Raw genomic sequence first — 24900 nt, forward strand, 5'->3', positions numbered from 1 at the left:
ACAAATCGGTTAGAAGTCCTTCGCGGGTGCAGCAGCGGCGGTACGAGTCTTGATTTCTTTCCCAATCATCGGCCTTTGCGCCCCTCTCTCGGGAGGCGTGTCGTGACGCAGGCGGGCTCCTTAAGGGGCATCGCCGCGATGATCGGCGCCATGATGATGTTCATCACCAACGACATGCTGATCAAGCTGTCGCTGACGAGCCTGCCCATGGGCGAAGTGCTGACCCTGCGCTCCAGCTTCGCCGTGATCGTGCTGCTGGTGGTGATCGTCGCGTCGGGCGAAGGCCGCGCCACCCTCCTGGCCCTGCGGCCGCGGGTGATGCTGCGCTCCGGGTTCGATGCCTTCACCACCTTCACTTATGTGCTGGCCCTCGGCTTCCTGCCCATCGCCACCACCACCACCATCTATATGGCGGCGCCGCTGATCACGACGGCGCTGGCCGTGCCGCTTCTGGGCGAATCCGTCAGCTTCAAGCGCTGGTGCGCCATTTTCGTCGGCTTCCTGGGCGCCGTGGTCGTAACCCATCCCGATCCCGACACCTTCGCCATCGTGGCGCTGCTGCCGCTGCTGGCTGCCTTCACCGGCTCGCTCAGGGATATCTCCACGCGCGGCATCTCCATGCAGGTGCCGGGCGCGGTGGTGGCGCTCTCCACCGCCTTCCTCCTCACGCTGACCAGCTCCACCTTCGCGGTCTGGGAGAGCTGGACCCTGCCGTCCCTCGCCCCCGCGCTCTACATCGCCGGCTCGGGCGCCGCCTTCGGCATCGGCAACGTGCTCATGGTCTATGCCTTCCGCAACGCGCCGGTGGCGGCCATCTCCCCGCTGCGCTACGTGCTGGTGCCCTGCTCGCTGTTCTACAGCTACTTCATCTTCTCCCATGTGCCGGACATCTGGGGCGCGGTCGGCACGGTGCTGGTGGTGGGCGCTGGCCTCTATTCCATCCAGCAGGAGGCGCGGCGCGGGCACGAGGATGCCAAGCGCCGCAAGGCAGAAGCCGCCATCGCCCCCTCCGGCGCGACGCTGGCCGCCGCCGTCACCCGGTCCCCGCCGCACTCATAACGGGGCAGCAGGCACAATCGGTGGGGATGATGCCGCCCTCCCGGATCGGTCATGCCCGGGCTTGTCCCGGGCATCCACGTCCCTCCGTTCGTCCGCACCTGGCGGAGCCCCGCGTGGATGGCCGGGACAAGCCCGGCCATGACGGTCGTGATGACTGAGAAGCCCTATTCGTAGGCCAGTGCCGCCACCGGATCGAGCCCCGCCGCCTTGCGGGCCGGCAGATATCCGAACACGAGCCCGGTGAGGAAGGCGCAGCCGAAAGCGAGCAGCGGCGGGCCGGCGGTGAAGATCACCAGGCTGCCGAGGCTTTTCAGCAGCAGCGCGGTGCCGAGGCCCAGCGCCACGCCGACCAGCCCGCCCGCGCCGCAGATCACCAGCGCCTCGGTGTTGAACTGGAGCATGATGTTGGAGCGCCGCGCGCCGGTGGCCATGCGGATGCCGATCTCCCGCGTGCGCTCGGTGACGCTCACCAGCATGATGTTCATCACCCCGATGCCGCCCACCAGCAGCGAGATGGCGGCCACCGAGCCGAGAAGGCGCGTCAGCGTGTCCGCCGTGGCGGTGGCGGTCTCCAGGATCGAGGAGGTGTTGCGGATCTGGAAGTCCTCGGCCCGGTGGCGCTGGCGCAGCAGCACCTCGATGGCGGCCTGGGTCTCGTCGATCTTGTCCACGTCCTCCACCGCGACGGTCGCGGCGGTGAGGAAGCGACGGCCGAACACCCGCATGAAGCCGGTGGTGATGGGCATGAGGACGATATCGTCCTGGTCCATGCCGAAGGCGTTGGCGCCGCGCGGGGCCAGAACCCCCGCCACCTCATAGGGCACGTTCTTGATGAGGATGTAGCGCCCCACGGGGCTCCGCCCGTCCGGGAACATGACGCGGGCGACCGTGCGGCCCAGCACCACCACGGGGGCATAGCCCTCCACATCCTGCGCGGTGAACATGGTGCCGTCCGCCAGCGCCCAGTCCCGCGCGGTGGTGTAGCCGGGGCCGGTGCCCTGGATGGAGGTGGCGTAGTCGATATTGCCCACGCGCACCGTGGCGTTGGTGGAACGCTCCGGCGAGACGGCCAGCACGTTCGGCACCTCCTCCGCGATGGCCTGCGCATCCTCGAAGGAAAGCGAGGCGTTCGAGCCGGTGGAGCGGATGCCTGGCGCGCCGGGGCGCACCACGAGGAGGTTCGTGCCCATGGAAGCGATGCGGTCCAGCACGGACTGCTTGCTGCCCTGGCCGATGGCCAGCATGGCGATCACCGCCGCGACGCCGATGATGACGCCCAGCAACGTGAGAACGGTCCGGAACAGGTTCCCCCGCATGGAGCGGAACGCCATCTTCACCGCCTCGCCGAGGTCGGGGAGGAAGTTGTTGCGCACCTTCAATGTCGAGTTCACCGGATGCGCCGGCAGCACCTCGCCGGCGGGGTCGGAGACCTCGTCCGAGATCACCCGCCCGTCCTGCAGGCGCACCACGCGGCGGGCGTGGGCGGCCACTTCCGGATCATGGGTGATGAGGATGATGGTGCGCCCTTCCCGGTTCAGCTCCGCCAGCAGCGCGAGAACCTCGGCGCCGGAATGGCTGTCGAGCGCGCCGGTGGGCTCGTCGGCGAGGATGACCGGCGCCTCGTTCATGAGCGCGCGGGCGATGGAGACGCGCTGCTGCTGGCCGCCTGACAGCTGGGAGGGCTTGTGCTCCCAGCGATCGCCGAGGCCCAGCCGGGCGAGGAGCGCACGGGCGCGGTCCAGCCGCTCCGCCTTGGGGCGCCCGGCATAGATGGCCGGGATCTCCACATTCTCCTCCGCCGTGATGGAGGGGAGAAGATTGTAGCGCTGGAACACGAAGCCGAAGGTGCGGCAGCGCAGGCTTGCCAGCTCGTCGGCGTCAAGATCGGCGACGTCGCGCCCCAGCACCCGGTAGCTGCCCATGCTCGGCCGGTCGAGGCAGCCGATGATGTTCATGAGCGTGGACTTGCCCGAGCCCGACTGGCCCATGATGGCCACATACTCGCCGGGCATGATGGTGATGGAGACATCGTCCAGCGCCCGCACGACGCTGTCGCCGGAAGGGTAGACCTTGCTCACATGGGTGATGTCGAGCAGCGCGCCGGTGCGCGTCTCCGGCGCGGCGGGGCGGACTGCGACCTGTGGATCGGCGATGGTCAAAAGAGCCTCGGCGGCATGGGCGGCCGGTTCGCCTGCTGGGCGGCAGGATCGGCGGAGGTGATGACCTGCTCGCCTTCCTTGAGCCCCTCCGTGATCTGGATCTGGCTGCGGCTGGCGAGCCCGAGCTTCACCTGTCGCACCTCGGGCTTGCCGTCCACCAGCACCCGGACGGTCGCCTCGTTGCGCGCCTCGCGCCGGGCGCCGCGGGCGGCGGGGCGCACGGCGGCCGCCGGCACCAGCAGCGCATCCTTGGCATTGCCCAGCATGAAGAAGACCTGCGCGCTCATGGAGGTCATGAGCAGCCGCTCGGCGTTGGGCACATCGATGAGCACGTTGTAGAGCACCACGTCATTCACCGTGTCGGGCGTCGGCAAGATCTGCACCACCTTGGCGTGGAAGCGCCGGTCCGGCATGCCGAGCGTGGTGAAATAGACCTGCATGCCCACCTTCACCTTGGGGATGTCGGCTTCCGCCACCTGCGCCCACACCTGCATGGTGTCGAGATCGGCGAGCCGCAGCACGATGGGCGCGGTCTGGTTGGCGTTCAGCGTCTGGCCCTCGGTGGCCGAGGTGGAGACCACCACGCCGTCGATGGGCGCGAAGATCTTGGTGTAGCCGAGATTGGCCACGTCGCCGTCGAGCGTGGCCTGGGTCTGCTTGATCTGCGCTTCCAGCGCCTGGATCTTCGCCTCACCGATGCGCACGGTGGCGGCGGCGGCATCCGCCGTGTCCTGGCTGCCGGCCTGACTGGAGAGGAGTCTGCTCGCGCGATTGTCGCGCAGCTTGTCGAGGTCGAGCTGCGCCCTCTGCTGGGCGAGCTGGGCCCTGAGATTGTCGAGCTGCGCCTGGTCGCCCAGAACGCGGGTCTGGTAGACGGTGGGATCGATCTGGGCGAGGAGGTCGCCCTTCTTCACCGTGTCGCCGATCTCCACCGAAATCTTGCGGAGCTGGCCGGACACCTGGGTGCCCACGTCCACATAGGTCTTCGGCTTGATGGTGCCGAGCGCCGTGACGCTCTGCTCCAGGTCGCCCTTCACGACAGGGGCGGTGGCGAACTGGCTCGTGGTGGCGCCGGTGTCGCGGCCATAAAAATAATAGCCCGTGCCGCCCGCGGCGGCGACCAGCAGCACGCCCGCCGCCCACCACGCCCGCCTGCGCGGACGGCGCGCCTTGGGCGGCATCACGACCCCTCCATTGTCCAGCTTCTGTAACATCTCAGCGACCATCCGTGGCCTGTCACCGGCCGTAAGGTCACGATAGCGTGTGAGGGTCCTACCGCTTAGTGAATTCCCTGTAATTTTCGCTACGTCAGGGGTCAGGAGCGCGCGCGAGGGCGATAGGTGCCGGTCACGGGATCCTTCTCCAGCCGCTCGCCGGGGGGCTCCGGTGACGGCGGCCCGCGATGGGGATCGATCATCCCGTTCACGCGCCGGCTTTCCCGCACCAGGAACCGCGCCAGCGCCGCCACGCCGAGTGTACCGAGACCAGCCAGGACAAGAGGTGGCATCATCTCCTCCTATAGGCCATAGCGCGCCCACAAGGCGCGCTCTTCCGTGGACGCCAACAGCCCTTCCGCCAGCCCCGCCCCCTGGAGGGCGGAAATGGTGGCACCGCCCTGGCGCCGCGACCACCAGCTTCCCGTCGAGACCAGGGGCGTGCGCACTTTATCGCCGTAGCGGGCCCGCAGCACGGTGCGCAGGTCCCCGAGATCATCCACAAGGCCGAAGCCGAGCGCCTGGGTGCCCACCCAAAATTCTCCGGAGAACAACAAGTCCTCTTCGCCGGACAGGGTATCCCCGCGGCGCCCCTTCACCAAGGCAGCGAAGGTGGCGTGCACCTCCTTCTGGATCGCCTCCAGGCGCTCCACGTCCTCAGGCCGCTCGGGGCGGAACGGGTCCAGCATCATCTTGCGCGTGCCCGCCGTGTGGACGCGGCGCTCGACGCCGATCTTCTCGATCAGCTTCTCGAAGCCGAAGCCCGCCGAGATGACGCCGATGGAGCCCACCACCGAGGAGGGATCGCACACGATCTCATCGGCCGCGCAGGCGAGCATGTAGCCGCCGGAGGCCGCCACATCCTCCACGAAGGCGAAGACGTGCTTGTCGGTCTCCGCCGCCAGCGCGCGGATGCGCTTGTAGATGAGGTGGGACTGCACCGGCGAGCCGCCGGGCGAATTGATGATGAGCGCCACCGCCGGCGCCTTCTTCACGCCGAACGCCTTCTCCAGCGGCTTGGCGATGGAGGCGAGGGTGAGGCTCTGGCGGAACGGCGTGTTCATGCCGATGGCGCCGGACAGGCGCACCACCGGCACCACGGGCACGTCGCCGCGCCATGCGGCCGGCAGGATACGGTCGAAACCGCGCTTCAGGGACGGCAGGAGATCATCAGGCATGGCTGGCAGATGCGGGGCAATTCGGGAGAATTCAAGGTGGCAGCACATTGGCAGGCCGGCAGGCCCGGCATTTAGTCGCAATTCACCCGAACGGTGAAGCCCTTGGCTTTCTCGGCCAGCACCGACGGCTCCAGCGCGCCGTCGTACGGCGTCGGCGGCCCCTGGACCCCGTTGGCGTCGAGGAAATTAGCGGCGATGGACGACTTGATGGCGAAGTTGACGTTCTGCGCGAGGTCGTTGGTCACGCTCGCAAGCTTCAGGACGTTCAGCTTCGAGACGATCACGCCGATCACATTCCCATTCTGGTCAAGCAGCGGCCCGCCGCTGTTGCCCGGCTGCACCGGAGCAGAGATCTGCAGCATACGGGTATCGTCCCCGAGACCCGCCGAGGCGGTTACGAGTCCGTCGGTGAAGTTCCCGCTCGTGGCGAGGACGCCCGCGAGCGGATAGCCGAAAACATAGACCTTGTGCCCCACGCGCGGGCGCAGCATGAGCGGCGGCACGTCAGCGGGCCTTGCGGCGGTTTGGAGCAAGGCAAGGTCATTGGTCGCATCGTCGGCGACCAGCGTGGCTGGGATGGGCGCCGAAAGAGGACGCACAATCTGCAAACGCCGGCAGCCTTCAACCACATGATGATTGGTGAGCACGTGCCCCTGGGTGGAGACGAAGAAGCCGGTGCCCGAACCACCACCCTCGTCCTTCTTCGGCGGGCTGGTGCGGGCCGACTTGCTGCTGGGTGCGGTCCTGGCCTCCCGATACGCCACTTGGCATCCGACGGTGGACCTGATGGCGGCTTTGGAGCCCTCAAGGGAAAGCCGGGCAATGGATTTCGTGCTCATGCGCACATCCAGGGCCCCGCTATTGGCGAGGTCCACCACGAACTCATCCTTGAGATTGCCGGCGAAAAGCCCCTTTTCCCCTTTGCGCACAATGGCGGTGAACTGGCCGCGCCAGAGACCTTCGCCCTGCGCCGAAATACTCAGCTCGTAGCGTTTCCCCGGCTCCAGGGCGCCCCATTTCGGATTGGTCACGGCGAAATAAGCGTCGTCGCCTTTGCCGCCGAAGCCTACCCAGATGGTGGTCTGGTCTCGATAGGTGGCGGCGGCGAGGCACCCGCCCATCCCCTCGCTGAAGCCGATGGACCAGCCCTCCACCTTGTCGATCAGCTTGTCGACGACCAGGGCCGGAGGCGCGGCTTCCGCGCGCGGAATTCCTGCGACAGCAAGGATGAAGACGGCGACCACCATCCAGGCGCGGCGCAGGAAAAGGCGGATGCGGCCCATGGCGTCAGCGGGCGTTGACGGTGACGGCCTCGCTCGCGCCTCCCGAGGGCGCGCCACCGAAGGGATCAGCCGACATGTCCAGCGCCGCGATCTCCGTGGCGGCGGGGAGCGCCTGGGCCATCGCCGTCACGCCGCTCGCCGCCTTCGGCTTGGAGGACGCCTGCCTCTTGGGCGGCGGGGCGGGCTGCTGGGCGGCGGACGCTGCGGCGATGCCCCCCAGGATAACGGCTCCCAAGGCGGCGCCGGCGATGACGCCGAGGGCGCGCCGGGGCGGCCCGGCATTTGCCATGCCTGCGGAAACCGTGGTCGCCACGAGAGCTGCGGCAACCGACATGGCGGTGCCGCGCATTCCCCAACCCGTTCGCATATCCAGCTCCCGGTTCGCGCCATATGGCGGAACCCGCCCCTCGGCGGGCCCCTCGCCAGCTACCCCTTGGTTAACAGGATGCGAACAGAGGTTGTGAAAAGCAAGGCTACAGCCGGACAAATTTTCAAACGCAGTGCCTACCGCCCGGAGCTAGGCGTGTGGGAAACGAGCTGGAGAAGCAGGGATCACCGGGGGAAATCGCACTCCACCCGCACCGTGAACTCCTTCGCCCGCTCCGCGACCGCCGCCGGGTCGAGGGCGGCGGTGAGCACCTTGGCCACCGGCTCGACGCCGTTCGCCTCGAGAAACGTCGCTGCGGCGGAGGCCTTGATGGCGAAATTGGCGTTCTGGGGCGCGGGCTTTTCCGAGGGCTTTTCGGACGGCGTTTCGCCGCCCAGCGGCCCCAGCGTGCTGGCCACCACGCCGAGGACATTTCCGTTCTGGTCGATCACCGGCCCGCCGCTATTGCCGGGCTGGATGGGCGCGGAGATCTGAAGCCGGCTCGTGTCGTCGCCGATACCGGTCATGGCGCTGACGCCGCCGCTGGTGAAATTGCCGGCGGACGACAGGATCGGGGTCAGCGGAAAGCCGTAGACGAACACGCCCTGGCCGATCCGCGCCCGCGTCACCAGCGCGGGAAGCTCCCGGGTGCGCAGCGAGGTCTGGAGCAGCGCAAGGTCGTTGGTCGCATCGTCCGCCACGAGGCGGGCCGGAACCGGGGCCGATCCCGGCCGCCGCACCTCGAGCACCTTGCAGCCGTCCACCACATGATGGTTGGTGAGGATGTGGCCGCCCCAGGAGACGAAGAAGCCGGTGCCGTTGCTCGCCCCCTTCGGCTTGCCCTCCGCCTGGACTTCGGCGAGCAGCTGGGCAAAGCGGGACTGGCACTTGATCACATGGGCGATGGCCGATGGCGACGCGGTCAGGGGCAATTGCGCGATGGCGCGGTTGTCGAGCTGGAACTCGATCGACTCGGCGCGGGCGAAGCTGCCCATCATCTCGTCCTTGAGATCGGAGATGAGGAAGCCCTTTTCGTCATTTCCCCGCTCGACCACCATGGCCTTGCCGCGCCATCCGGCCTGTCCCGGGGTGCTCACCTTCATGTCGTAGAGCTGGCCCGTCTGGAGCTGGTTCCACACCGGGTTGGTGACCACCAGGAAGCCCCGCTCCTGCTTGCCGCCGAGCCCGAGCCAGAGGGTCGTGTCATTGTCGAAGGTGGCGCCGGCGAAGCATCCGCCCAGCGAGGCGCTGATGCCGATCTTCCAGCCGTCCGCTTCCAGGAGGACCCCGTCCACGGTCAGCGCCGGCGCGGTCGACTTTGCCGGCGGGGCCGCATGTGCCGCAGCAAGCCCGGCGGCGACGAATGCCAGCGTGAGCCCCACCCGGCGCGAAACCGCCTTGAACATCCGGTTCGAGATAAGTGCCATGCGTCTTCCCCCGCATCAGACCATCAGCACGACGCCTCAAGCGCCCCTGACACGACTGATGCCGACCCAGGCAAGCAATGGCAAGCGCTGGCTTGCCGCATCCTGCTAAAAACACACGCCTTTTGTCATGACGAGTGATACTTAATCTTTCATATTCTTTGAATAAAACCTCGGCGCGAGGACAAGGGAGAAGACCATGGATCCGATTTCCAGGCGCAGCGTGCTGGCGGCGGGTGCCGCGGGAACCCTGGTCGCGGCAAGCGCGGTGGCGCAGGCGGCGAGCTACGGCAATCCCAACGAGCCGCCCCAGGGCGCCGTCAACACCACGGGCAATCCGTCCAGCGCCACCGATCCCGGCCCGCAGAATCCGGCTCTCGCCTCCCAGTTCCCCGGCGCCTTCTCCCCGCCGGCCACCGATGTGGGCTCCATGCCCATGTTTTGGGCCTCCTTCAACAACGCCCCGCGCCGCATCCAGGACGGCGGCTGGGCACGGCAGGTGACGCAGGCCGACTTCGCCATCGCCACCGAGATTTCCGGCGTCAACATGCGCCTCACCCGCGGCGGCATCCGCGAGCTGCACTGGCACCAGGCGGCGGAGTGGGCCTATGTCACGCGCGGCGCCGTGCGCGTCACCACCATCGATCTGGCCGGCCGGGCCAATGTGGAGGATATCGGCGAAGGCGGCCTCTGGTATTTCCCCGCCGGCCTGCCCCATTCGCTCCAGGGCATCGGCGAGGACGGCGCCGAATTCATCCTGTGCTTCGACAACGGGATGGCCTCCGAATACAACACGCTGCTCATCAATGAGTGGTTCACCCACACGCCGCCGGAAGTTCTGGGGCTGAATTTCGGCGTGCCGCCCGAGACGTTCGCCAAGATCCCGCTGCACGACCTCTACATCTTCCAGGGCGCCATGCCCGGGCCTTTGGCGGAAGACCAGGCACAGGCCGCAGGATCGCTGGGCAAGATGGAGACGTCCTCCGTCTTCGCCCTCTCCAGCATGGCGCCGGTGAAGAAGACCAAGGGCGGCGAGGTCCGCATTGCCGACAGCAGCAACTTCAAGGCCGCCACCACCATCGCCGCCGCTCTCGTCACCGTGCATCCCGGCGGGATGCGGGAGATGCACTGGCATCCCAATGCGGACGAGTGGCAGTATTACATCGCCGGGCAGGCTTCCATGACGGTGTTCAACACCGGGCCGAAGGCGGTGACGCAGGATTTCCGGCCCGGCGACATCGGCTATGTCCAGAAGTCCCTCGGCCATTTCATCCGCAACACCGGCAATACCGACCTCGTCTTCCTGGAGGTGTTCCGGGCGCCGCAATTCCAGAACGTGTCGCTCTCGCAATGGCTCGCCCATACCCCGCGGGCCATGGTGGCGCAGCACCTCAATATCGATCCGGCGGTGATCGGCCGGTTCCCCGGCGACGCGCCGGCGGTGGTGCCGGTCTAGAGCCAAACCCGCCTGATCGGTCTCGCTTCGCGATCCCGATCAGGCGGGAAATTTGCCTTGATCCAAGATGTTAGGCCGCCCGGCTTGAGTGGGACGGTACGCTGGTCTAGGAGAGATTCACGGAGCGTCCTGATTGTCGCTCCCACGCGGGGGCGGCATGGCAATCGATCAAGCCGGCAATATTGCCTTTTGGGTCTCGGTCAATGGAAGCGCCTCCGGTGACGGGACGCAGCAGAACCCGTTCAGCTCCATCGAACAGGCCCAGGCGGCTGTCCGGGCAGTCCTGCAATCCCCTGCCCCGCTCACCACGGACATCGTCGTCAACATCGGCGGCGGCACCTATCAGCTCTCCCAGGCGCTGACCTTCGGCGCCGAGGATTCCGGGCGGGACGGGCATGTCGTGCATTACAGGGCGGTTCCCGGCGAAACCCCGGTGATCTCCGGCGGCCAGGCCCTCACCGGCTGGTCGGCCGTCGCCAATCCCGGCCTCTCGCTCGCCCCCGGTGCCCAGCTCTGGGAAACCAGCGTCGATCCATCGCTGGACAGCCGCCAGCTTTATATCGACGGCGAGCGCGCCACCCGCGCGGAGACCAACACCGAGTCGACCTATCCCCTCGGCTTCCGCCCGACCTATCACGAAATACCCGGCGTCTCGGGCATCGAATATGTCATCGATCCCACCAATGGCGCGAACTGGCAGAACCCGACCACCTGGACGAACGTCACGGATATCGAGGCCGTGGTCTACGACCAGTGGAAGATGATCTCGGTGCCCCTCAAGGGCGTGCTCGCGCCGTCCGCCGCCATTCCGTCCGTCGACCCGGTGAATGCGCCGACCGTGGGGCTGATCGACCTGCTCGATCCGGCCTGGACCAATGCCAACCTCGTCCGCGGCCTGCCCACGGGATCGGTGACGTCGGACACGAGCCTCATCCAGCTCGACGGCACCCTGGCCGCGCCGAACATCCAGCCGGGCATGGTGGTGACCGCCATCGGCAGCGGCCCCGACGTGGTGCTGGGGACGGTCACCAGCGTCGATCTCGCCACGAACCAGATCCGGATCGACCTCCCCCTGCTGGCGGCCGACACCAAGGTCACGCTGAGCATCATCGACCCCGTGACGCACGAGCAGGTGCTGGGCCAGCCCAACGAATGGAGCTTCTGGCGCGTCACCAAGTTCGTCAACGCCTACCAGTTCATGGACCAGCCCGACGAATGGTACTTCGACCGCGCGACGGGAAAGCTCTATCTGGTGACCCAGGCGGGCGACAACCCGAACGCCCACGACATTCAGTTGCCCGTGCTGGAGAAGCTGATCGACGGCGACGGTGCCTCCAACCTCTCTTTCGAGGGCCTGTCCTTCAAATACGCCACCTGGCTCGATCCCAACCGGGTGGACGTCGACCCCGTCACCGGGCTGACCGCCGACGGCTATGTGTCAGACCAGGCGGGCTTCCACCTGACCGGCGACGGCCATGAGGTGAACCAGATCGGGCACTTCCAGGAGGTCACCCGCACCCCGGGCAACATCTCCTTCAAGGACGGCAAGGGCATCAGCTTCATCGGCAATAGCTTCAGCCATCTCGGCGGCGCTGCTCTCGACTTTTCCGGCGGCGCCCAGAACAATAGCGTCTCCTATAACACCTTCCAGGACATCTCCTCGGCGGCCGTGCAGGTGGGCGGCGTCAATGCGGAGGATGCGCGGCCCGGGTCGGATGCGGGCATCACCCGCAACAACCGCATCAACGGCAACGTCATCGAGCATACGGGCGTCGAATTCATCGACGCACCGGCCATCTTCCTCGGCTATTCCCAGAACGGCGTTATCGAGAACAATTTCATCTCCGACACGTCTTGGGCGGGCATCTCCGTGGGCTGGGGCTGGGGGCTGCGGGACCAGTGGACCGTGTACGATCCCGTCACCGGCACCTTCGTGGAGATGGGCAGCTTCCCCGGCCTCGACGGCGCGCTTCCCGGCATGTGGGGCTTCAACACCACCCCGACCATCATGGGCGGCAACCAGGTCGTCGGGAACACGATCACACGCTTCCTGCAGAAGGCGTGGGACGGCGGCGCCGTCTACACCACCGGCTTCCAGGACGGAAACCCGTTCGATCTTGGCCTGAACGGAACGCTGATCGCCTACAACTATGCCTATGGCAAGACGCCGAACATGGGCGGCAACGTCTTCTATACGGATGGCGGCAGCCGGTTCCTGGAACTCGCCCACAACATCTCCTTCGGAAATGCCGTGGGCAATGTGAACTTCGGCCCACTGTTCGACCCCAACGACAAGCTGAACCTCAACAATCCCTTCAAGATTTTCCCCGAACTGAATATCCTGAAATACGGCAGCGACATCGGTGGCTGCGTGACATTCGGCGACATCCTCTATGCCGAGAACCGTTGGGAGAATTGGTGGCTCGCCAACGTCTTCAGCGAGAACCCGTCCTACTTCCCGTTCAACCCGCTTTACTACAATCCCGGCCAGCACGGCACCACGTTCGACCCCTTCCAGGACCTCTACCCCCTCCCCGGCGCCCCCTTCCCCACCAATCTGGAATTCCTCTTCAACATCCAGGTGAGCGGCTGGTGGGGCGCGCCCATGCCGGAAGTGTCGGTGAACGACGTGCTGGCCTTCGTGCGCGACACCGCCATGTCCGTGGTGCGCGCCGACGACAAGGGCGGGCTTGTGACCTTTGGCCTTCAGTCGCTGGATGACGGGCATGTGGTCCAGCTCATGGAGAACGGCCTGTCCCGCAGCGCGGGCGCGCTGACCTATGACGGCGTCACGCACGCCTCCTGGCTTCTGTCAGAAGGCCAGAGCTTCGGCAGCGCCATCTCCGTGCCGGACCATGTGGACGCCGGCGTCTGGCTGCCCGTCGCCCTCGTGGACGGGCAGATGCTCGCCCTCACGTCCCTTCAGGCCAAGGGCAACAGCGCGCTGGCCACGTTCGAGGGCGGCTACCAGAGCAACTTCACCCTGGGCGGCAGCCGCTCGATCCCCAACGGCGCGGTGGCAGACCAGCCCGTCGTGGTGGTGGAGCGCCTCGCCGCCCAGAATAACGGCCTCGCCTTCTACGAAGCCGACCAGAGCACCGGGCGCATCATCGTCGACGGGCACGCGCTCATGCCGGGGGATCCCGGCTATCTCGACGGCGCGCTCGCTCTTGCACGCGCGGCGAACCTCGTCGTGGATGCCGCGCAATTGCCGGCCTTCGGCGAGCAAATGGTGCTCGACCATCTGCCGCTCAACGCCGCCCGCAATTACGGGCTGCTCCTGCTGGTGGACAATGATCCCGCCACCGTCTTCTCCTCCTATGCGGCGGCCAATGCCGGCGGCGCGGTGCAGGTGGTGGCGCTGGGTGATGCGGAGCACGGCACCACGTTCGGCATCGAGGACCTCTCGATCATGGGCGGCCAATCCGACCGCGACTATAACGACCTCATCGTCACCCTCGCCTTCTCCGCCAACGACGTGCACGGGGCGGATTGGTGGGGTTGAAGAAGGGCGGCGTCAGGCGCGCCTGAGCGGACCAGCCTAAGACGGGAGTGGCAACGGCTCGAGGCCGCGCAGCACGGCGGCTGCGACATCGGTCGGCATGCCGTCTGCATTGGCGAGGATGAAGGATGGCAAGATGGCCGGCGGCGTGCGCCGGCCCTTCACGGCGCGCACCATGAGGCGCACCGCCGGGGCGCCGGGGCGGGGGTGGACGGGCATCAGCTCCGCCGCGCCGAACCGCCCCTCCAATGTCGCCAGCAGAGGCGCAAGTTCCGTGGGCCGCAGGATCATGGCGAGCCGGCCGCCCGGAGTGAGGCAGCGATAGGCGGCGGTGGCCCAATCCTCCAGCGTGCCGGCGTCCGCCATATGCGCCAGCGCGCGGCCCGCATCGGGCGAGGTGCGGTGGGCGCTCTCCATGTTGAACGGCGGATTGGCGAGGACGAGGTCCGCCCCATCTGCCTCCGGCACCGGTGGGCCGCCCGGCTTGCCCAGGCTGCGCACATCGGCGCACACCACCCGGCAGCGCCCGGCGAGCCCATTGCTTGCGACGTTCTCCTCCGCAAGTCGAGCCAGCGCCGGGTCGATCTCCACCAGAATGCCCTTGGCCCCCGGCAGGCGCACCAGCGCCGCAAGCCCAGCGCCGCCGACGCCCGCGCCGAAATCCGCTATGAGATAAGTGTCTCGCGGAGCAGTGGCGGCCAGAAGCACGGCATCATGGCCGATCCGGTGCCCCTTCGCCGGCTGAATCAGCGTGAGACGACCGTCCAATATGGCATCGCGGGTGGTTGGAAAGTCAGGCGCCGTCATAAAGAACGTCGCCGAGGCCGGCGTCCTTCAGGAGCAGCCGGGCGCGCGGCAGGTCCTCGTCGAGCACCAGGATGCGGCGTGGCAGGATCCCGATGGAGCCTTCCAGCGCGCTCACATGGGCGTCCGCCACCAGATGGCCGATCTCCGCCGCGCCGAACAAGGCCTCCACCGCCGAGATCAGCACCATGTCGTTGGTCCGCACCACTTCGCGCATGGGCGCTCCCTTTGGGTAGGGCTGCTTGGCGGCTCCCGTTAGGTCTGATTGCCACGCCTCGGCTCAAATCGCGCCAGCCGGCTTGCACGGGACCCATCCGCATCCCTATGGTGCGCCCGCGTGATTGACAAGCGGGAGCCTTCCTTGGCCGTCGTCCTTCCGTTCGAGCCCAACGAGCCCTCCCTCGACGCCCTCATCAGCCTCGTGAAGGGGGACATGGAGCGCGTGAACGCGACCATCCTCGCGCGCACGGGCTCCGACGTGGCCATGATCCCGGAGGTGGCGAACCACCTTATTTCCGGCGGCGGCAAGCGCCTGCGGCCCATGCTGACCCTCGCTTGCGCGTCCCTCAGCGGCTATCGCGGCGACGGCCATGTGAAGCTCGCGGCCTCCGTTGAATTCATGCACACCGCGACCCTGCTCCATGACGATGTGGTGGACGAGAGCGACATGCGGCGCGGCAAGCCCGCAGCGCGCAAGCTCTGGGGCAACGAGGCGAGCGTGCTGGTGGGCGATTTCCTGCTGGGCCAAGCCTTCAAGATGATGGTGGAGGTGGGCTCCCTCCAGTGCCTCGACATCCTCTCCAACGCTGCCTGCGTCATCGCCGAGGGCGAGGTGATGCAGCTCGCCGCCGCCAAGAACACCGAGACCTCCGAGGACGACTATCTGGCGGTGATCCGCGGCAAGACGGCCGAGCTGTTCGCCGCCGCCTGCGAAGTGGGCGCCGTGCTCGGCCAGAAGCCCAAGGGCGAACAGGGCGCGTGCCGCAGCTACGGCATGAATCTCGGCATCGCCTTCCAGTTGGTGGATGACGCGCTGGACTATGGCGGCAGCCAGGCCAAGCTCGGCAAGAATGTGGGCGACGATTTCCGCGAGGGGAAGATTACCCTTCCCGTGGTGCTGGCCTTCCGCCGGGGCGATGCGGAGGAGCGCGCCTTCTGGAAGCGCTGCCTGGAAGGCGGTGAAGGCAGCGATGCGGACCTCGCCCACGCCATCGGCCTTCTCACCAAGCATCGCGCGCTGGTGGACACCATCGAGCGTGCCCGTCATTACGGCGCCATCGCCAAGGACGCCCTCGCCCTGTTCCAGCCGGGCGGCGCGAAGGATGCGCTCATGGAAGCCGTCGACTTCTGCATCGCCCGCGCGCACTGAGGCGGGCACGGCCCTATGTGAGCCGTCATGCCCGGGCTTGACCCGGGCATCTCCTCCAGGACCGACGCAGCAGACCTCCCAAGAGATCTACGGATCAAGTCCGGGGAAGACGACATGAGCGAGAGGAAATCTACCCCCGCGGCCCGAACACGATGATGGCCGCGCCCACGAGGCATAAAGCGGTGCCGCCGGCGTCCCAGCGGTCGGGGCGCACGCCTTCCACGCCCCACATCCAGGCGAGCGAGGCGAGGATATAAATGCCGCCATAAGCCGCAAAAGCCCGCCCGGCCGCCGCCGCGTCCACGAAAGTCAGCGCGCCGGCGAACACGATAAGGCTGGAGACACCCGGCAGCAGCCAGAGCGGCGAGCCTCCGGAGCGCACCACGTGCCAGAAGGCGAAGCAGCCGGCGATCTCGGTCAAAGCGGCGATGATATAGGCAGCAATGGTCATCGAAGCACCGTGGAGCGGACCCACCAGGAGGGACGTTGCGCGGCGATGTGCCGGGACAGGCGCGCCGCCGCGCGGCAATCGTCGGTGAGGGCGAACACCGTGGCGCCGGAGCCGGACATGCGCACGAGGCGCGCCTCGGGCTCGGCTCCGAGCAGCGCCTTCGCCTCCGAAATGGCCGGCGCCAGCGCTTCAGCCGGTAGCTCCAGGTCATTGGAAAGCGCCGCGAGCATGGACAGGAGCAGGCCGCGCTCCGCCGGCAGTGCACGGGGATGCTCCGGCCCCTCCAGCGCCGCGCCCGGCTGTAGGCCGAGGCCCTTGAACACTGGCGCCGTGGGCACCGCCGCCCCGCAATTCACCAGCACCGCGAAGAGGGATGGCAGCGCCAGCGGCGGCGAGAGGCGGTCGCCCACCCCACCCATGAAGCGGGCGCGCGGATCAAGGCACACGGGCACGTCGGAGCCGGTGGAGCGGGCCGCCTCCATGAGCGCGGGATGATCCGGCGCGATCCCGTTCAGCTCCGCCAAGAGGCGCAGCGCCGCCGCCGCATCCGAGGAGCCGCCGCCGAGGCCCGCCGCCACCGGCAGGCGCTTCACGAGATGGAACGCCCCGGCCCTGAGGCCAGGCACGCGCTCCATCAGCGCCCGCGCGGCCTTGAGCACCAGATTGTCCTGCGACGGGCCGGCGGCCTGCGCCCGCTCCCCGGAAACCTCCACGCCGAGCGGTAAGTCGGGAAGCAGCGTCAGCAGGTCCGCGGCCCCGGCAAAGGCCACGAAGCTCGCGAGATCGTGAAACCCGTCCGCGCGCCGCCGCAGCACGCGCAACGTCAGATTGACCTTTGCCGGCGCACGGGCCACAAGCTTTTGCATGAGCGCGGCTTATGGCCCGATCGGCGGCGCGCGGCAAGCGGCAGCAGGGCCTTTGCGCCGGGTAAGCTTGCGGCGCAGGGGGAAAGCGGCCATCCTCCCGCCATGTATCGCGTTTGTAAGTGCCGCGTTTTTACTGCCGTGAGAGGCTGATCAGCCGTGACGGGACCGTTCTGCATTTCCGTCAGGGATGAGATCTCTCTAAGCCCAAAGCTAGGGGCGATCCGCCTCTCCGGTGGGAGCAGGGGCGCTGCCACCGGACAGACCGCGCCCTAGCATCGCCCTTCAGGATTCCCGCACGGTGAAGATGTTCCTCTCTCGCTCACCATTGGCCCTCGCGGCTGCTTTCAGCGCGGCCCTCACCGTGGCGGTGCCCCAGGCCGCCCGCGCGGACTATCCGCCCATCACCGACCCCACGGTCGCCGGCAGCTACCTTGCCGCGCGCCTCGCCGGCTCCGAGCGGGACACGGACGCGGCGGTCGCCTATCTGCGCGCGCTGCTGAAGATGGACCCGCGCAACGAAGAGGTGATGGAGCGCGCCTTCTTCGCCATGCTGGTGGACGGGGACGTGGACGATTCCGTCCCACTCGCCGAGCGCATGGTGAAGCTCGACCGCTCGCATCGCATCGCGCGCCTCGTGCTCGCCACCCGCGCCATCAAGAAGGGCGACTATCAGCGCGCCCGCACCAATCTCTCGCTGTCCGTCCGCGGCCCCATCGGCGACCTCACCGCCACCCTGCTGGCCGCCTGGACCATGCTGGGCTCCGGCAATGCCAAGGCCGGCGTCGACATGATCGACCGCCTCCAGGGGCCGGACTGGTACGCCGCCTTCAAGGACCTGAATGCGGGGCTCATCCTCGATGCCGCCGGCATGAAGAAGGAGGCCGGCAAGCGGCTCGAAGCGGCCATGAAGTTCGACCCGTCCGCCGTGCGCTCGGTGGATGCCTATGGCCGCTGGGCCTCGCGCAATGCCGGGGCGGCCACCGCGATCGAAGCCTATCAGGGCTTCGAGAAGCTGCTGCCGCGCCATCCCCTGATCCAGGCGGCTGTGGCTGACATCAAGGAGGGCAAGCAGCTGCCCCCGCTGGTGAAGACCCCGCAGGAAGGCGCCGCCGAGGTGCTCTACGGGCTCGGCGCCGCGCTCGCGCGCCAGGGCGGCGAGGATCTCGCGCTCGTCTATCTCCAGCTCGCTCTGTGGCTCTATCCCGACCACCCGCTGGCGGGGCTGACCCTGGCCGATCTCTACGAACAGCTGAAGCAGCCGGACAAGGCGATCCAAGTCTATCAGAAGGTGCCCGAGGCCTCGCCGCTGAAGCGCAATGCGGAGGTGCAACTCGCCATCAATCTCGATGCCAACGAGAAGTTCGATGACGCGCGCAAGCACCTGCAGGCGCTGATCAAGACGGACCCGAAGGACCTCGACGCCATCGTGGCGCTGGCCGGCATCGAGCGCGGGCGGAAGATGTTCGCCGACTGCGTCTCCACCTATGACAAGGCCATCGCGCTGGTGCCGAACCCCCAGCGCAACAGCTGGACCCTGTTCTACTTCCGCGGCATCTGCAACGAGCGCAGCAAGAACTGGGCTGCTGCCGAGGCGGACCTGAAGAAGGCGCTGGAGCTGTTCCCCGACCAGCCCCATGTCCTCAACTATCTCGGCTATAGCTGGGTGGACCAGGGCGTGAACCTCGACCAGGGCCTGGACATGATCCGCAAGGCGGTCGCCCTGCGCCCGGACGACGGCTACATCGTCGACAGCCTCGGCTGGGCCTATTTCCGGCTCGGCCGCTACGAGGATGCGGTGAACGAGCTGGAGCGGGCGGTGGAGCTGAAGCCGCAGGACCCGGTGATCAACGACCATCTGGGCGATGCGTACTGGAAGGTGGGGCGCAAGCTGGAAGCCACGTTCCAGTGGAACCACGCCCGGGATCTGAAGCCCGAGCCCGAGGACATGGCGAAGATCGCCAAGAAGCTTCAGGACGGCCTCGATGCGGCGGAAACGGAGCCGCCGGTCAAGAAGGCCGAGCAGCAGAACGGCGGCTGAGGACTATCCGTCTCGCCAGAAACACGAATGCCCGGGCTTGGCCCGGGCATTTGCTTTTTGGGTCCACTCTCGGGGCCGTGCCGGGGGCTTTCATTGCCCCCGGATCTCGTTCGCCGCGCGGGAGAGTATCTCCACGATCCGAAGCTCGGCGCTGCGATCGCCTTCGAAGCGATCCTTGGCGGCGTCGCGCAGGTCTTCCATCGCCGCAGTGATGAGGCGCGGGAGGTCGGAGGGGCCATGGCCGCCCTCTTCCGATCCGCCCATCCAGCGGCGGAACTTGCTCATCTTGAGGCCGATCTCCGACAGCCGCCCCACCAGCGCATCCGCAAGATCGCGGTTGGCGTCGAGATGGGCCTTGCCCTCGGGGGTGATGGCATAGCGCTTCTTGGCGCCGTCTGCCTCGGCGGTCACATAGCCCGCCTCTTCCAGATAGGTGAGCGTGGGATAGACCACGCCGGGGCTCGGCGAATACCAGCCGCCGGTCTTCTCCTCGATGAGCTTGATGATCTCGTAGCCGTGGCGCGGCTGCTCGGCGATGAGCGAGAGCGCGAGCAGCTTGAGGTCGCCCTGGGCCAGCATGCGACCGAGGCGGAACATGTCGCCGCCGCCGCGTCCCCGGCCGCCACGACCGCCGCCCCCGCCCCAATGACCGCCTTCGCCATGGCGCCCGGCGCCAAAGCGTTCCTCGCCGAATCGCTCTTGGTCGAAGCGCTCCCGGCCCCTGTGATGATGCCTGCATCCAAACATGTGATTTTCTCCTAAGCGATATATCGAAAGATACTCGCACGGAAGTTATATCGCTAGATACACGCAGAATGCAAGAGGGTGTTACGGCAGGCGCCCCGTCCCTTCCCGCGGTGAGGAAACACGGCATTATCTCCCCCTTCATGTTTCCGGCGGAATGAATGGGGAGAGTGCCCATTCATTCCGGGAGCCGCCTATGGCCATGACGGACGAGGACAAGGCCCGCCGCGCCCTCGGCGCGCTGCTGTCCGTCTGCGCGGGCGATGTGGCGGAAGCGGTGGAAGGCTGGCTGGCGCGCCTGTCCCATGAGCGCCGGCTCTCGCCCAAGACCCGCGAGGCCTATGCCCGCGACCTCACGCAGGTGCTGCGCATCCTTGCCGATCATCTCGGCGGGCGGCCGGGCCTCACGCAGCTGGCAGCGCTTGCCCCCTCGGATGTGCGCGCCGTGCTCGCCGCCCGGCGCGCCGATGGCGCGGCCGCGCGCAGCCTCGTGCGGCTGCTGGCCGCCGCCCGCTCCTTCGCGCGCCATTTGGAGCGGGAAGGCCTTGGCCGCGTCGGGCCGCTGTCGGCGGTGCGTGCTCCCAAGGTGGCGAAAGGGCTTCCCAAGCCCGTCACCGTCCAGGCGGCCCTCGCTCTCTCGGACCCCGAGACGCGGGCCGGAGAGGCGCGGGAACCCTGGGTCCTCGCCCGCGACGCGGCGGTGCTCGCTTTGCTCTACGGCGCCGGGCTCCGCATCTCGGAAGCGTTGGGACTGAAGGCGAACCAGGCGCCCAAAGGGGGCGCGGAAGGCCAGGTCACCGTGCTCGGCAAGGGCAACAAGACGCGCATGGTGCCGCTCATCGCGCCGGTCTCACGGGCCGTCGCGGACTATGTGTCCCTGTGTCCCTTTGCGCTTGCGCCGGACACGCCGCTGTTCCGGGGCGCCAGGGGCGGGCCGCTTTCGCCCCGCATCGTCCAGCTTGCGGTGGAGCGCATGCGCGGCGCCCTCGGCCTGCCCGACAGCGCCACGCCCCACGCGCTGCGCCATTCCTTCGCCACCCACCTGCTGGCGCAGGGCGGGGAGTTGCGGGCGATCCAGGAACTGCTCGGCCACGCCTCGCTCTCCACGACGCAGATCTATACTGCGCTTGATGATTCAGCCCTGATGCGGGCCTACCGGGCAGCGCATCCCCGCGCTTAAGGCCGCGAGAAGATCTTCCGCCTCAGCGCCGTGATGCGGTTCATGAGCCCTCCGCCGCCGGAGATGCGGTGCATCAGCTCCACCACCCGCGCCTTGAACGGGGCCACTTCCGCATCCGCCCACGCCTTCAGGCGCAGGAGGAAATCCACTATCCGCGCGAACCATGGGATGGAACGCAGCTGCGGCTCGCAGGCGCCGTAGAGAAAGGCCATCAGCCCCACGCCCAGCAGCTTCTCCACCACGAGGCACGCGACGCCGACGCTCCAATGGTGGTGGGCGAAGGCCCAGAGCGCCACGCCGTTCAGCGGCTCCACCAGCAGCAGAGGGATGAGGAACAGGATCAGCGCCGCATAGGCCGGCAGACGCTCCGCCCAGGCAGCGACGGCATGCTTCAGCCGGGCGAAGGGGATGATCTCCAGGCAGCGCTGCACCACCGGCCCGAGATGGCGCCACAGCCACGCCTCCACCAGGAACAGCACGGCGAGGACGAAAAGGAGCGGCCGTGCCCAGGCGGGCATGGGGCGACGGGAGGAGCGGATGGGCATCGCCTTCAATCTACGGGCTTTTCTCCAGCCGGCAACGACACACCGCGACCGTGGCGCGAATGCGGAGCAATCCGCCCCCCGCCTGTCCCAGCGGCAGACACACGGTCTCGGCGGCGTTCAACAGGTCGTGAGAAGCGGGGGCGCTGCCTCACCTTACGGCAGCATGCTGCCGGAACGGGCTTGGCGCTGCGGGAAACAGGCGTAGGCTTTCAGGGTCAAGCAAATGGAGTGGCACATATGAAGCGCCTGACCTTCGCCTTCTGCATGCTCTCGGTCTTCGCCGCCACGGCTCCCGCTTTTGCGGGCGACTGCCCCGGTTTGGCCTCGACCTCCACCACCAGCACGACAACCACCGCGTCCACGACCACCGACCAGAAGGGCGGCTGAGCGTTCCGACGCTGGAAACGCGAACGGCGCGGCCTGCGAGAGCGGGCCGCGCCGTTCGGTTTTTCAGGGCACCGCCAAGAGGGCGACCGCCCTCCTGATCACATGTGGATGGCGCGCTTCTCCACCGCCATGGCCGCCTCTTTCACCGCCTCGGAGCGGGTCGGGTGGGCGTGGCAGGTGCGGGCGAGATCCTCGGACGAGCCGCCGAACTCCATCAGCACCGCGCATTCGTGGATCATCTCGCCGGCCTCGATGCCGATGATGTGGGCGCCGAGCACCTTGTCGGTGGTGGCGTCCGCCAGGACCTTCACGAAGCCGTCGGTCTGCGCATTGGCCTTGGCGCGGCCATTGGCGAGGAAGGGGAACTTGCCGACCTTATAGGCGATGCCCTCGGCCTTCAGCTCCTCCTCGGTCTTGCCCACGGAGGCCACTTCCGGCGTGGTGTAGACCACGGCCGGGATCACGCCGTAATTCACATGGCCCGCCTTGCCCGCGAGGATCTCGGCCACCGCCACGCCCTCGTCCTCGGCCTTGTGGGCCAGCATGGGGCCGGCCACCACGTCGCCGATGGCATAGATGCCGTCCACATTGGACTTGAAATGGGGGTCGATCACCACCCGGCCGCGCTTGTCGGTCTCGACGCCCGCCTCCGCAAGGCCAAGGCCCTGGGTGTAGGCGACGCGGCCGATGGCCACCAGCACCACGTCCGCATCCAGGGTCTCGGCAGCACCGCCGGCGGCGGGCTCCACCGCCACCTTCAGCCCCTTGCCCTTGGTCTCGACGCCCGTGACCTTGGTGCCGAGCTTGAAGGCGACGCCCTGCTTCTCCAGCAGGCGCTGGAAGCTCTTGGCCACCTCGCCGTCCATGCCGGGCAGGATGCGGTCCAGGAACTCCACCACGGTCACCTCGGCGCCGAGCCGGCGCCACACGGAGCCGAGCTCCAGGCCGATCACGCCCGCGCCGACCACCACCAGTTTGCCGGGCACCTTGGAGAGGGTGAGCGCGCCGGTGGAGGAGACGATCTTCTCCTCGTCGATGGTGATGCCGGGAAGCTGCGCAACGTCCGAGCCGGTGGCGATGACGATGTTCTTCGTCTCCAGAACCTGCTTGGCGCCGTCATTGGCGGTGACTTCCACCTTGCCGGCGCCCAGGATCTTGCCGGTGCCCCAGTGGACGTCGACCTTGTTCTTCTTCAGCAGGAACTCGACGCCCTTCACATTGCCGTCCACGCCGCTCTGCTTGAAGGCGAGCATGGCCTTCAGGTCGAGCTTCGGCTCGGACACGCCGATGCCCATGGCCGCGAAGGAGTGGCCCGCCTCCTCGAACAATTCGGAAGCATGGAGCAGCGACTTGGAAGGGATGCAGCCCACATTGAGGCAGGTGCCGCCATGGGTGCCGCGCTTCTCCACCACGGCCACCTTGAGGCCGAGCTGGGACGCGCGGATGGCGCACACATAGCCGCCCGGGCCGGTGCCGATGACGATGAGATCGTAGGACATGGAAAACTCCGGTCAGATCGTCACGGCCGGACCCCGTTCCGGCCACCCATATCGGCGAGAGATCGCATGGATGCCCGGGCCGAGCCCGGGCATGACGGCGGGAAAGACGAACTCACAGATCCAGCACGAGACGCGCCGGATCCTCCAGGGTCTCCTTCACGCGCACCAGGAAGGTCACGGCCTCGCGGCCGTCGACGATGCGGTGATCGTAGGAGAGCGCCAGATACATCATGGGGCGGATCACCACCTGGCCCTTGATGGCCACGGGCCGCTCCTCGATGCGATGCATGCCGAGAATGCCCGACTGCGGCGCGTTGAGGATGGGGGTGGACATCAGCGAGCCGTAGATGCCGCCATTGGTGATGGTGAAGGTGCCGCCCTGCATGTCCTCGATGCCGAGCTTGCCGTCACGCGCCTTGCGGCCGTAATTGGCGATGGCCTTCTCGATCTCGGCGACCGACATCTGGTCCGCATCGCGCACCACGGGCACCACGAGGCCCTTCTCGGTGCCGACCGCAATGCCGATATTGTAGTAGTTCTTGTAGACGAGGTCCTGGCCGTCGATCTCGGCGTTCACCGCCGGGATGTCCTTGAGCGCCTGGATCACCGCCTTGGTGAAGAAGCCCATGAAGCCGAGCTTCGTGCCGTGCTTCTTCTCGAAGGCATCCTTGAACTGGGCGCGCAGGCCCATGACGCCGGACATGTCCACGTCGTTGAACGTGGTGAGCATGGCCGCGGTGTTCTGCGCATCCTTCAGGCGCCGCGCAATGGTCTGGCGCAGCTTGGTCATCTTGACCCGCTCCTCGCGGACCGCGTCCTCAGTGGAAGACGGCGCGCGGGCGACCACCGGGGCCGGCGCCGCCGCAGGCGCCGTGCCGGCAGCCGCGATGGCGGCGAGCATGTCGCCCTTGGTCACACGGCCGTCCTTGCCGGAGCCGTCCACGGAGGCGGGCGAAACGCCGCTCTCGGCGGCGAGGCGGGCAACCGCCGGGCCGTTGTCGCCGGCCGGCGCGGCCTTCGCCGCGGCGGGGGCCGCTGCTGCGGGAGCGGGAGCAGCCTTGGGCGCCTCGGCCTTCGGCGCTTCCGCCTTGGCGGGGGCCGCGGCCGCACCGGCGCCATCGCCGATGGAACCGAGGAGCGCGCCGACGCCCACCGTCTCGCCATCCTTCACGATGATCTCGGCCAGTACGCCGGCGGACGGCGCGGGCACCTCGACGGTGACCTTATCGGTCTCAAGCTCCACCAGCGGCTCGTCGGCCTTCACCGCATCGCCGGGCTTCTTGAACCACTTGCCGATGGTCGCCTCCGTCACGGATTCGCCGAGCGTGGGAACGCGGATCTCGGTGGCCATGAGAACTCTTCTTTCGTTCGTTCA

The 24900-nt window shown here is 67.7% G+C and carries 22 protein-coding genes; 7 read left to right on the plus strand and 15 right to left on the minus strand.

Translation table 11 applies throughout. The features are described 5' to 3' along the window. The first annotated feature begins 102 nt into the window (after window positions 1-102). A complete protein-coding gene (locus tag ABLE91_RS07505) occupies window positions 103-1059 on the plus strand; it encodes a DMT family transporter (RefSeq protein ID WP_348930006.1) in 957 nt (318 codons plus the stop codon). A 164-nt stretch (window positions 1060-1223) separates the two neighbouring features. On the opposite strand, the gene ABLE91_RS07510 is transcribed toward ABLE91_RS07505, so the two are convergent. The 7 genes from ABLE91_RS07510 to ABLE91_RS07540 all read right to left on the minus strand — a co-directional run bounded on the left by ABLE91_RS07510 (window position 1224) and on the right by ABLE91_RS07540 (window position 8687). Beyond that, window positions 1224-3212, minus strand: a complete 1989-nt coding sequence (locus ABLE91_RS07510; protein ID WP_348930595.1) for a MacB family efflux pump subunit — start codon at window positions 3210-3212, stop codon at window positions 1224-1226. A 2-nt stretch (window positions 3213-3214) separates the two neighbouring features. Next, window positions 3215-4432, minus strand: a complete 1218-nt coding sequence (locus tag ABLE91_RS07515) for an efflux RND transporter periplasmic adaptor subunit (RefSeq protein WP_348930008.1) — start codon at window positions 4430-4432, stop codon at window positions 3215-3217. 101 nt (window positions 4433-4533) lie between these two features. Beyond that, a complete protein-coding gene (locus ABLE91_RS07520) occupies window positions 4534-4725 on the minus strand; it encodes a hypothetical protein (RefSeq protein ID WP_348930010.1) in 192 nt (63 codons plus the stop codon). Window positions 4726-4734: 9 nt separating this feature from the next. After that, on the minus strand, window positions 4735-5610 hold the full coding sequence (locus tag ABLE91_RS07525; protein WP_348930011.1) for a S49 family peptidase: 876 nt from the start codon (window positions 5608-5610) through the stop codon (window positions 4735-4737). A gap of 71 nt (window positions 5611-5681) precedes the next feature. Beyond that, window positions 5682-6893 carry a S1C family serine protease gene (locus ABLE91_RS07530; protein WP_348930013.1) on the minus strand — a complete coding sequence of 404 codons (1212 nt, stop codon included), beginning with the start codon at window positions 6891-6893 and terminating at the stop codon, window positions 5682-5684. 4 nt (window positions 6894-6897) lie between these two features. After that, window positions 6898-7260, minus strand: a complete 363-nt coding sequence (locus ABLE91_RS07535; protein ID WP_348930015.1) for a hypothetical protein — start codon at window positions 7258-7260, stop codon at window positions 6898-6900. Window positions 7261-7445: 185 nt separating this feature from the next. Beyond that, window positions 7446-8687: a S1 family peptidase gene (locus ABLE91_RS07540; protein WP_348930017.1), complete on the minus strand. Its 1242-nt coding sequence runs from the start codon at window positions 8685-8687 to the stop codon at window positions 7446-7448. A 196-nt stretch (window positions 8688-8883) separates the two neighbouring features. Between ABLE91_RS07540 and ABLE91_RS07545 the strand changes: the two genes are divergently transcribed. Further along, entirely contained in the window at window positions 8884-10140 is a 1257-nt protein-coding gene (locus tag ABLE91_RS07545; RefSeq protein WP_348930019.1) for a cupin domain-containing protein, read from the plus strand. 157 nt (window positions 10141-10297) lie between these two features. Then, complete coding sequence (locus ABLE91_RS07550; RefSeq protein WP_348930021.1) at window positions 10298-13645, plus strand: DUF4114 domain-containing protein; 3348 nt, start codon at window positions 10298-10300, stop codon at window positions 13643-13645. A 36-nt stretch (window positions 13646-13681) separates the two neighbouring features. On the opposite strand, the gene ABLE91_RS07555 is transcribed toward ABLE91_RS07550, so the two are convergent. Both ABLE91_RS07555 and ABLE91_RS07560 read right to left on the minus strand, forming a co-directional pair. Continuing rightward, the gene (locus tag ABLE91_RS07555; RefSeq protein ID WP_348930023.1) at window positions 13682-14449 is read right to left on the minus strand and encodes a tRNA1(Val) (adenine(37)-N6)-methyltransferase; all 768 of its coding nucleotides are present in this window, start codon (window positions 14447-14449) and stop codon (window positions 13682-13684) included. Then, entirely contained in the window at window positions 14436-14663 is a 228-nt protein-coding gene (locus tag ABLE91_RS07560) for a putative signal transducing protein (protein ID WP_348930025.1), read from the minus strand. Before ABLE91_RS07560 ends, ABLE91_RS07555 begins: the two co-directional genes overlap by 14 nt. Before the next feature lie 144 nt (window positions 14664-14807). On the opposite strand from ABLE91_RS07560, the gene ABLE91_RS07565 reads away from it, so the two are divergent. Continuing rightward, window positions 14808-15815, plus strand: a complete 1008-nt coding sequence (locus ABLE91_RS07565; RefSeq protein WP_348930026.1) for a polyprenyl synthetase family protein — start codon at window positions 14808-14810, stop codon at window positions 15813-15815. Window positions 15816-15945: 130 nt separating this feature from the next. On the opposite strand, the gene ABLE91_RS07570 is transcribed toward ABLE91_RS07565, so the two are convergent. Then, window positions 15946-16266, minus strand: a complete 321-nt coding sequence (locus ABLE91_RS07570; RefSeq protein WP_348930028.1) for a YnfA family protein — start codon at window positions 16264-16266, stop codon at window positions 15946-15948. Further along, window positions 16263-17132: a 4-(cytidine 5'-diphospho)-2-C-methyl-D-erythritol kinase gene (locus tag ABLE91_RS07575; RefSeq protein WP_348930030.1), complete on the minus strand. Its 870-nt coding sequence runs from the start codon at window positions 17130-17132 to the stop codon at window positions 16263-16265. The genes ABLE91_RS07570 and ABLE91_RS07575 overlap by 4 nt, the downstream gene beginning before the upstream one ends. A gap of 304 nt (window positions 17133-17436) precedes the next feature. On the opposite strand from ABLE91_RS07575, the gene ABLE91_RS07580 reads away from it, so the two are divergent. Continuing rightward, on the plus strand, window positions 17437-19170 hold the full coding sequence (locus ABLE91_RS07580) for a tetratricopeptide repeat protein (protein ID WP_348930032.1): 1734 nt from the start codon (window positions 17437-17439) through the stop codon (window positions 19168-19170). Between the two features lie 90 nt (window positions 19171-19260). Here ABLE91_RS07580 and ABLE91_RS07585 read toward each other — a convergent pair whose 3' ends face one another. After that, on the minus strand, window positions 19261-19767 hold the full coding sequence (locus ABLE91_RS07585) for a PadR family transcriptional regulator (RefSeq protein WP_348930034.1): 507 nt from the start codon (window positions 19765-19767) through the stop codon (window positions 19261-19263). Between the two features lie 343 nt (window positions 19768-20110). Between ABLE91_RS07585 and ABLE91_RS07590 the strand changes: the two genes are divergently transcribed. Beyond that, entirely contained in the window at window positions 20111-21094 is a 984-nt protein-coding gene (locus tag ABLE91_RS07590; RefSeq protein WP_348930036.1) for a tyrosine recombinase XerC, read from the plus strand. On the opposite strand, the gene ABLE91_RS07595 is transcribed toward ABLE91_RS07590, so the two are convergent. Further along, window positions 21091-21612 (minus strand): hypothetical protein, encoded by a 522-nt coding sequence (locus ABLE91_RS07595; RefSeq protein WP_348930038.1) that lies wholly within the window; start codon window positions 21610-21612, stop codon window positions 21091-21093. The genes ABLE91_RS07590 and ABLE91_RS07595 overlap by 4 nt on opposite strands. A 264-nt stretch (window positions 21613-21876) precedes the next feature. Here ABLE91_RS07595 and ABLE91_RS07600 point away from each other — a divergent pair, with 264 nt between their 5' ends. Next, window positions 21877-22026, plus strand: a complete 150-nt coding sequence (locus ABLE91_RS07600) for a hypothetical protein (RefSeq protein ID WP_348930040.1) — start codon at window positions 21877-21879, stop codon at window positions 22024-22026. A 98-nt stretch (window positions 22027-22124) separates the two neighbouring features. Here ABLE91_RS07600 and lpdA read toward each other — a convergent pair whose 3' ends face one another. Together lpdA and odhB are read right to left on the minus strand one after the other, a co-directional pair. Continuing rightward, window positions 22125-23525, minus strand: a complete 1401-nt coding sequence (gene lpdA, locus ABLE91_RS07605) for a dihydrolipoyl dehydrogenase (protein ID WP_348930042.1) — start codon at window positions 23523-23525, stop codon at window positions 22125-22127. 112 nt (window positions 23526-23637) lie between these two features. Next, window positions 23638-24876 (minus strand): 2-oxoglutarate dehydrogenase complex dihydrolipoyllysine-residue succinyltransferase, encoded by a 1239-nt coding sequence (odhB, locus tag ABLE91_RS07610; RefSeq protein ID WP_348930044.1) that lies wholly within the window; start codon window positions 24874-24876, stop codon window positions 23638-23640. Between the last annotated feature and the right edge of the window lie 24 nt (window positions 24877-24900).

It is taken from the genome of Aquabacter albus, assembly GCF_040049275.1.
Taxonomy (GTDB): domain Bacteria; phylum Pseudomonadota; class Alphaproteobacteria; order Rhizobiales; family Xanthobacteraceae; genus Aquabacter.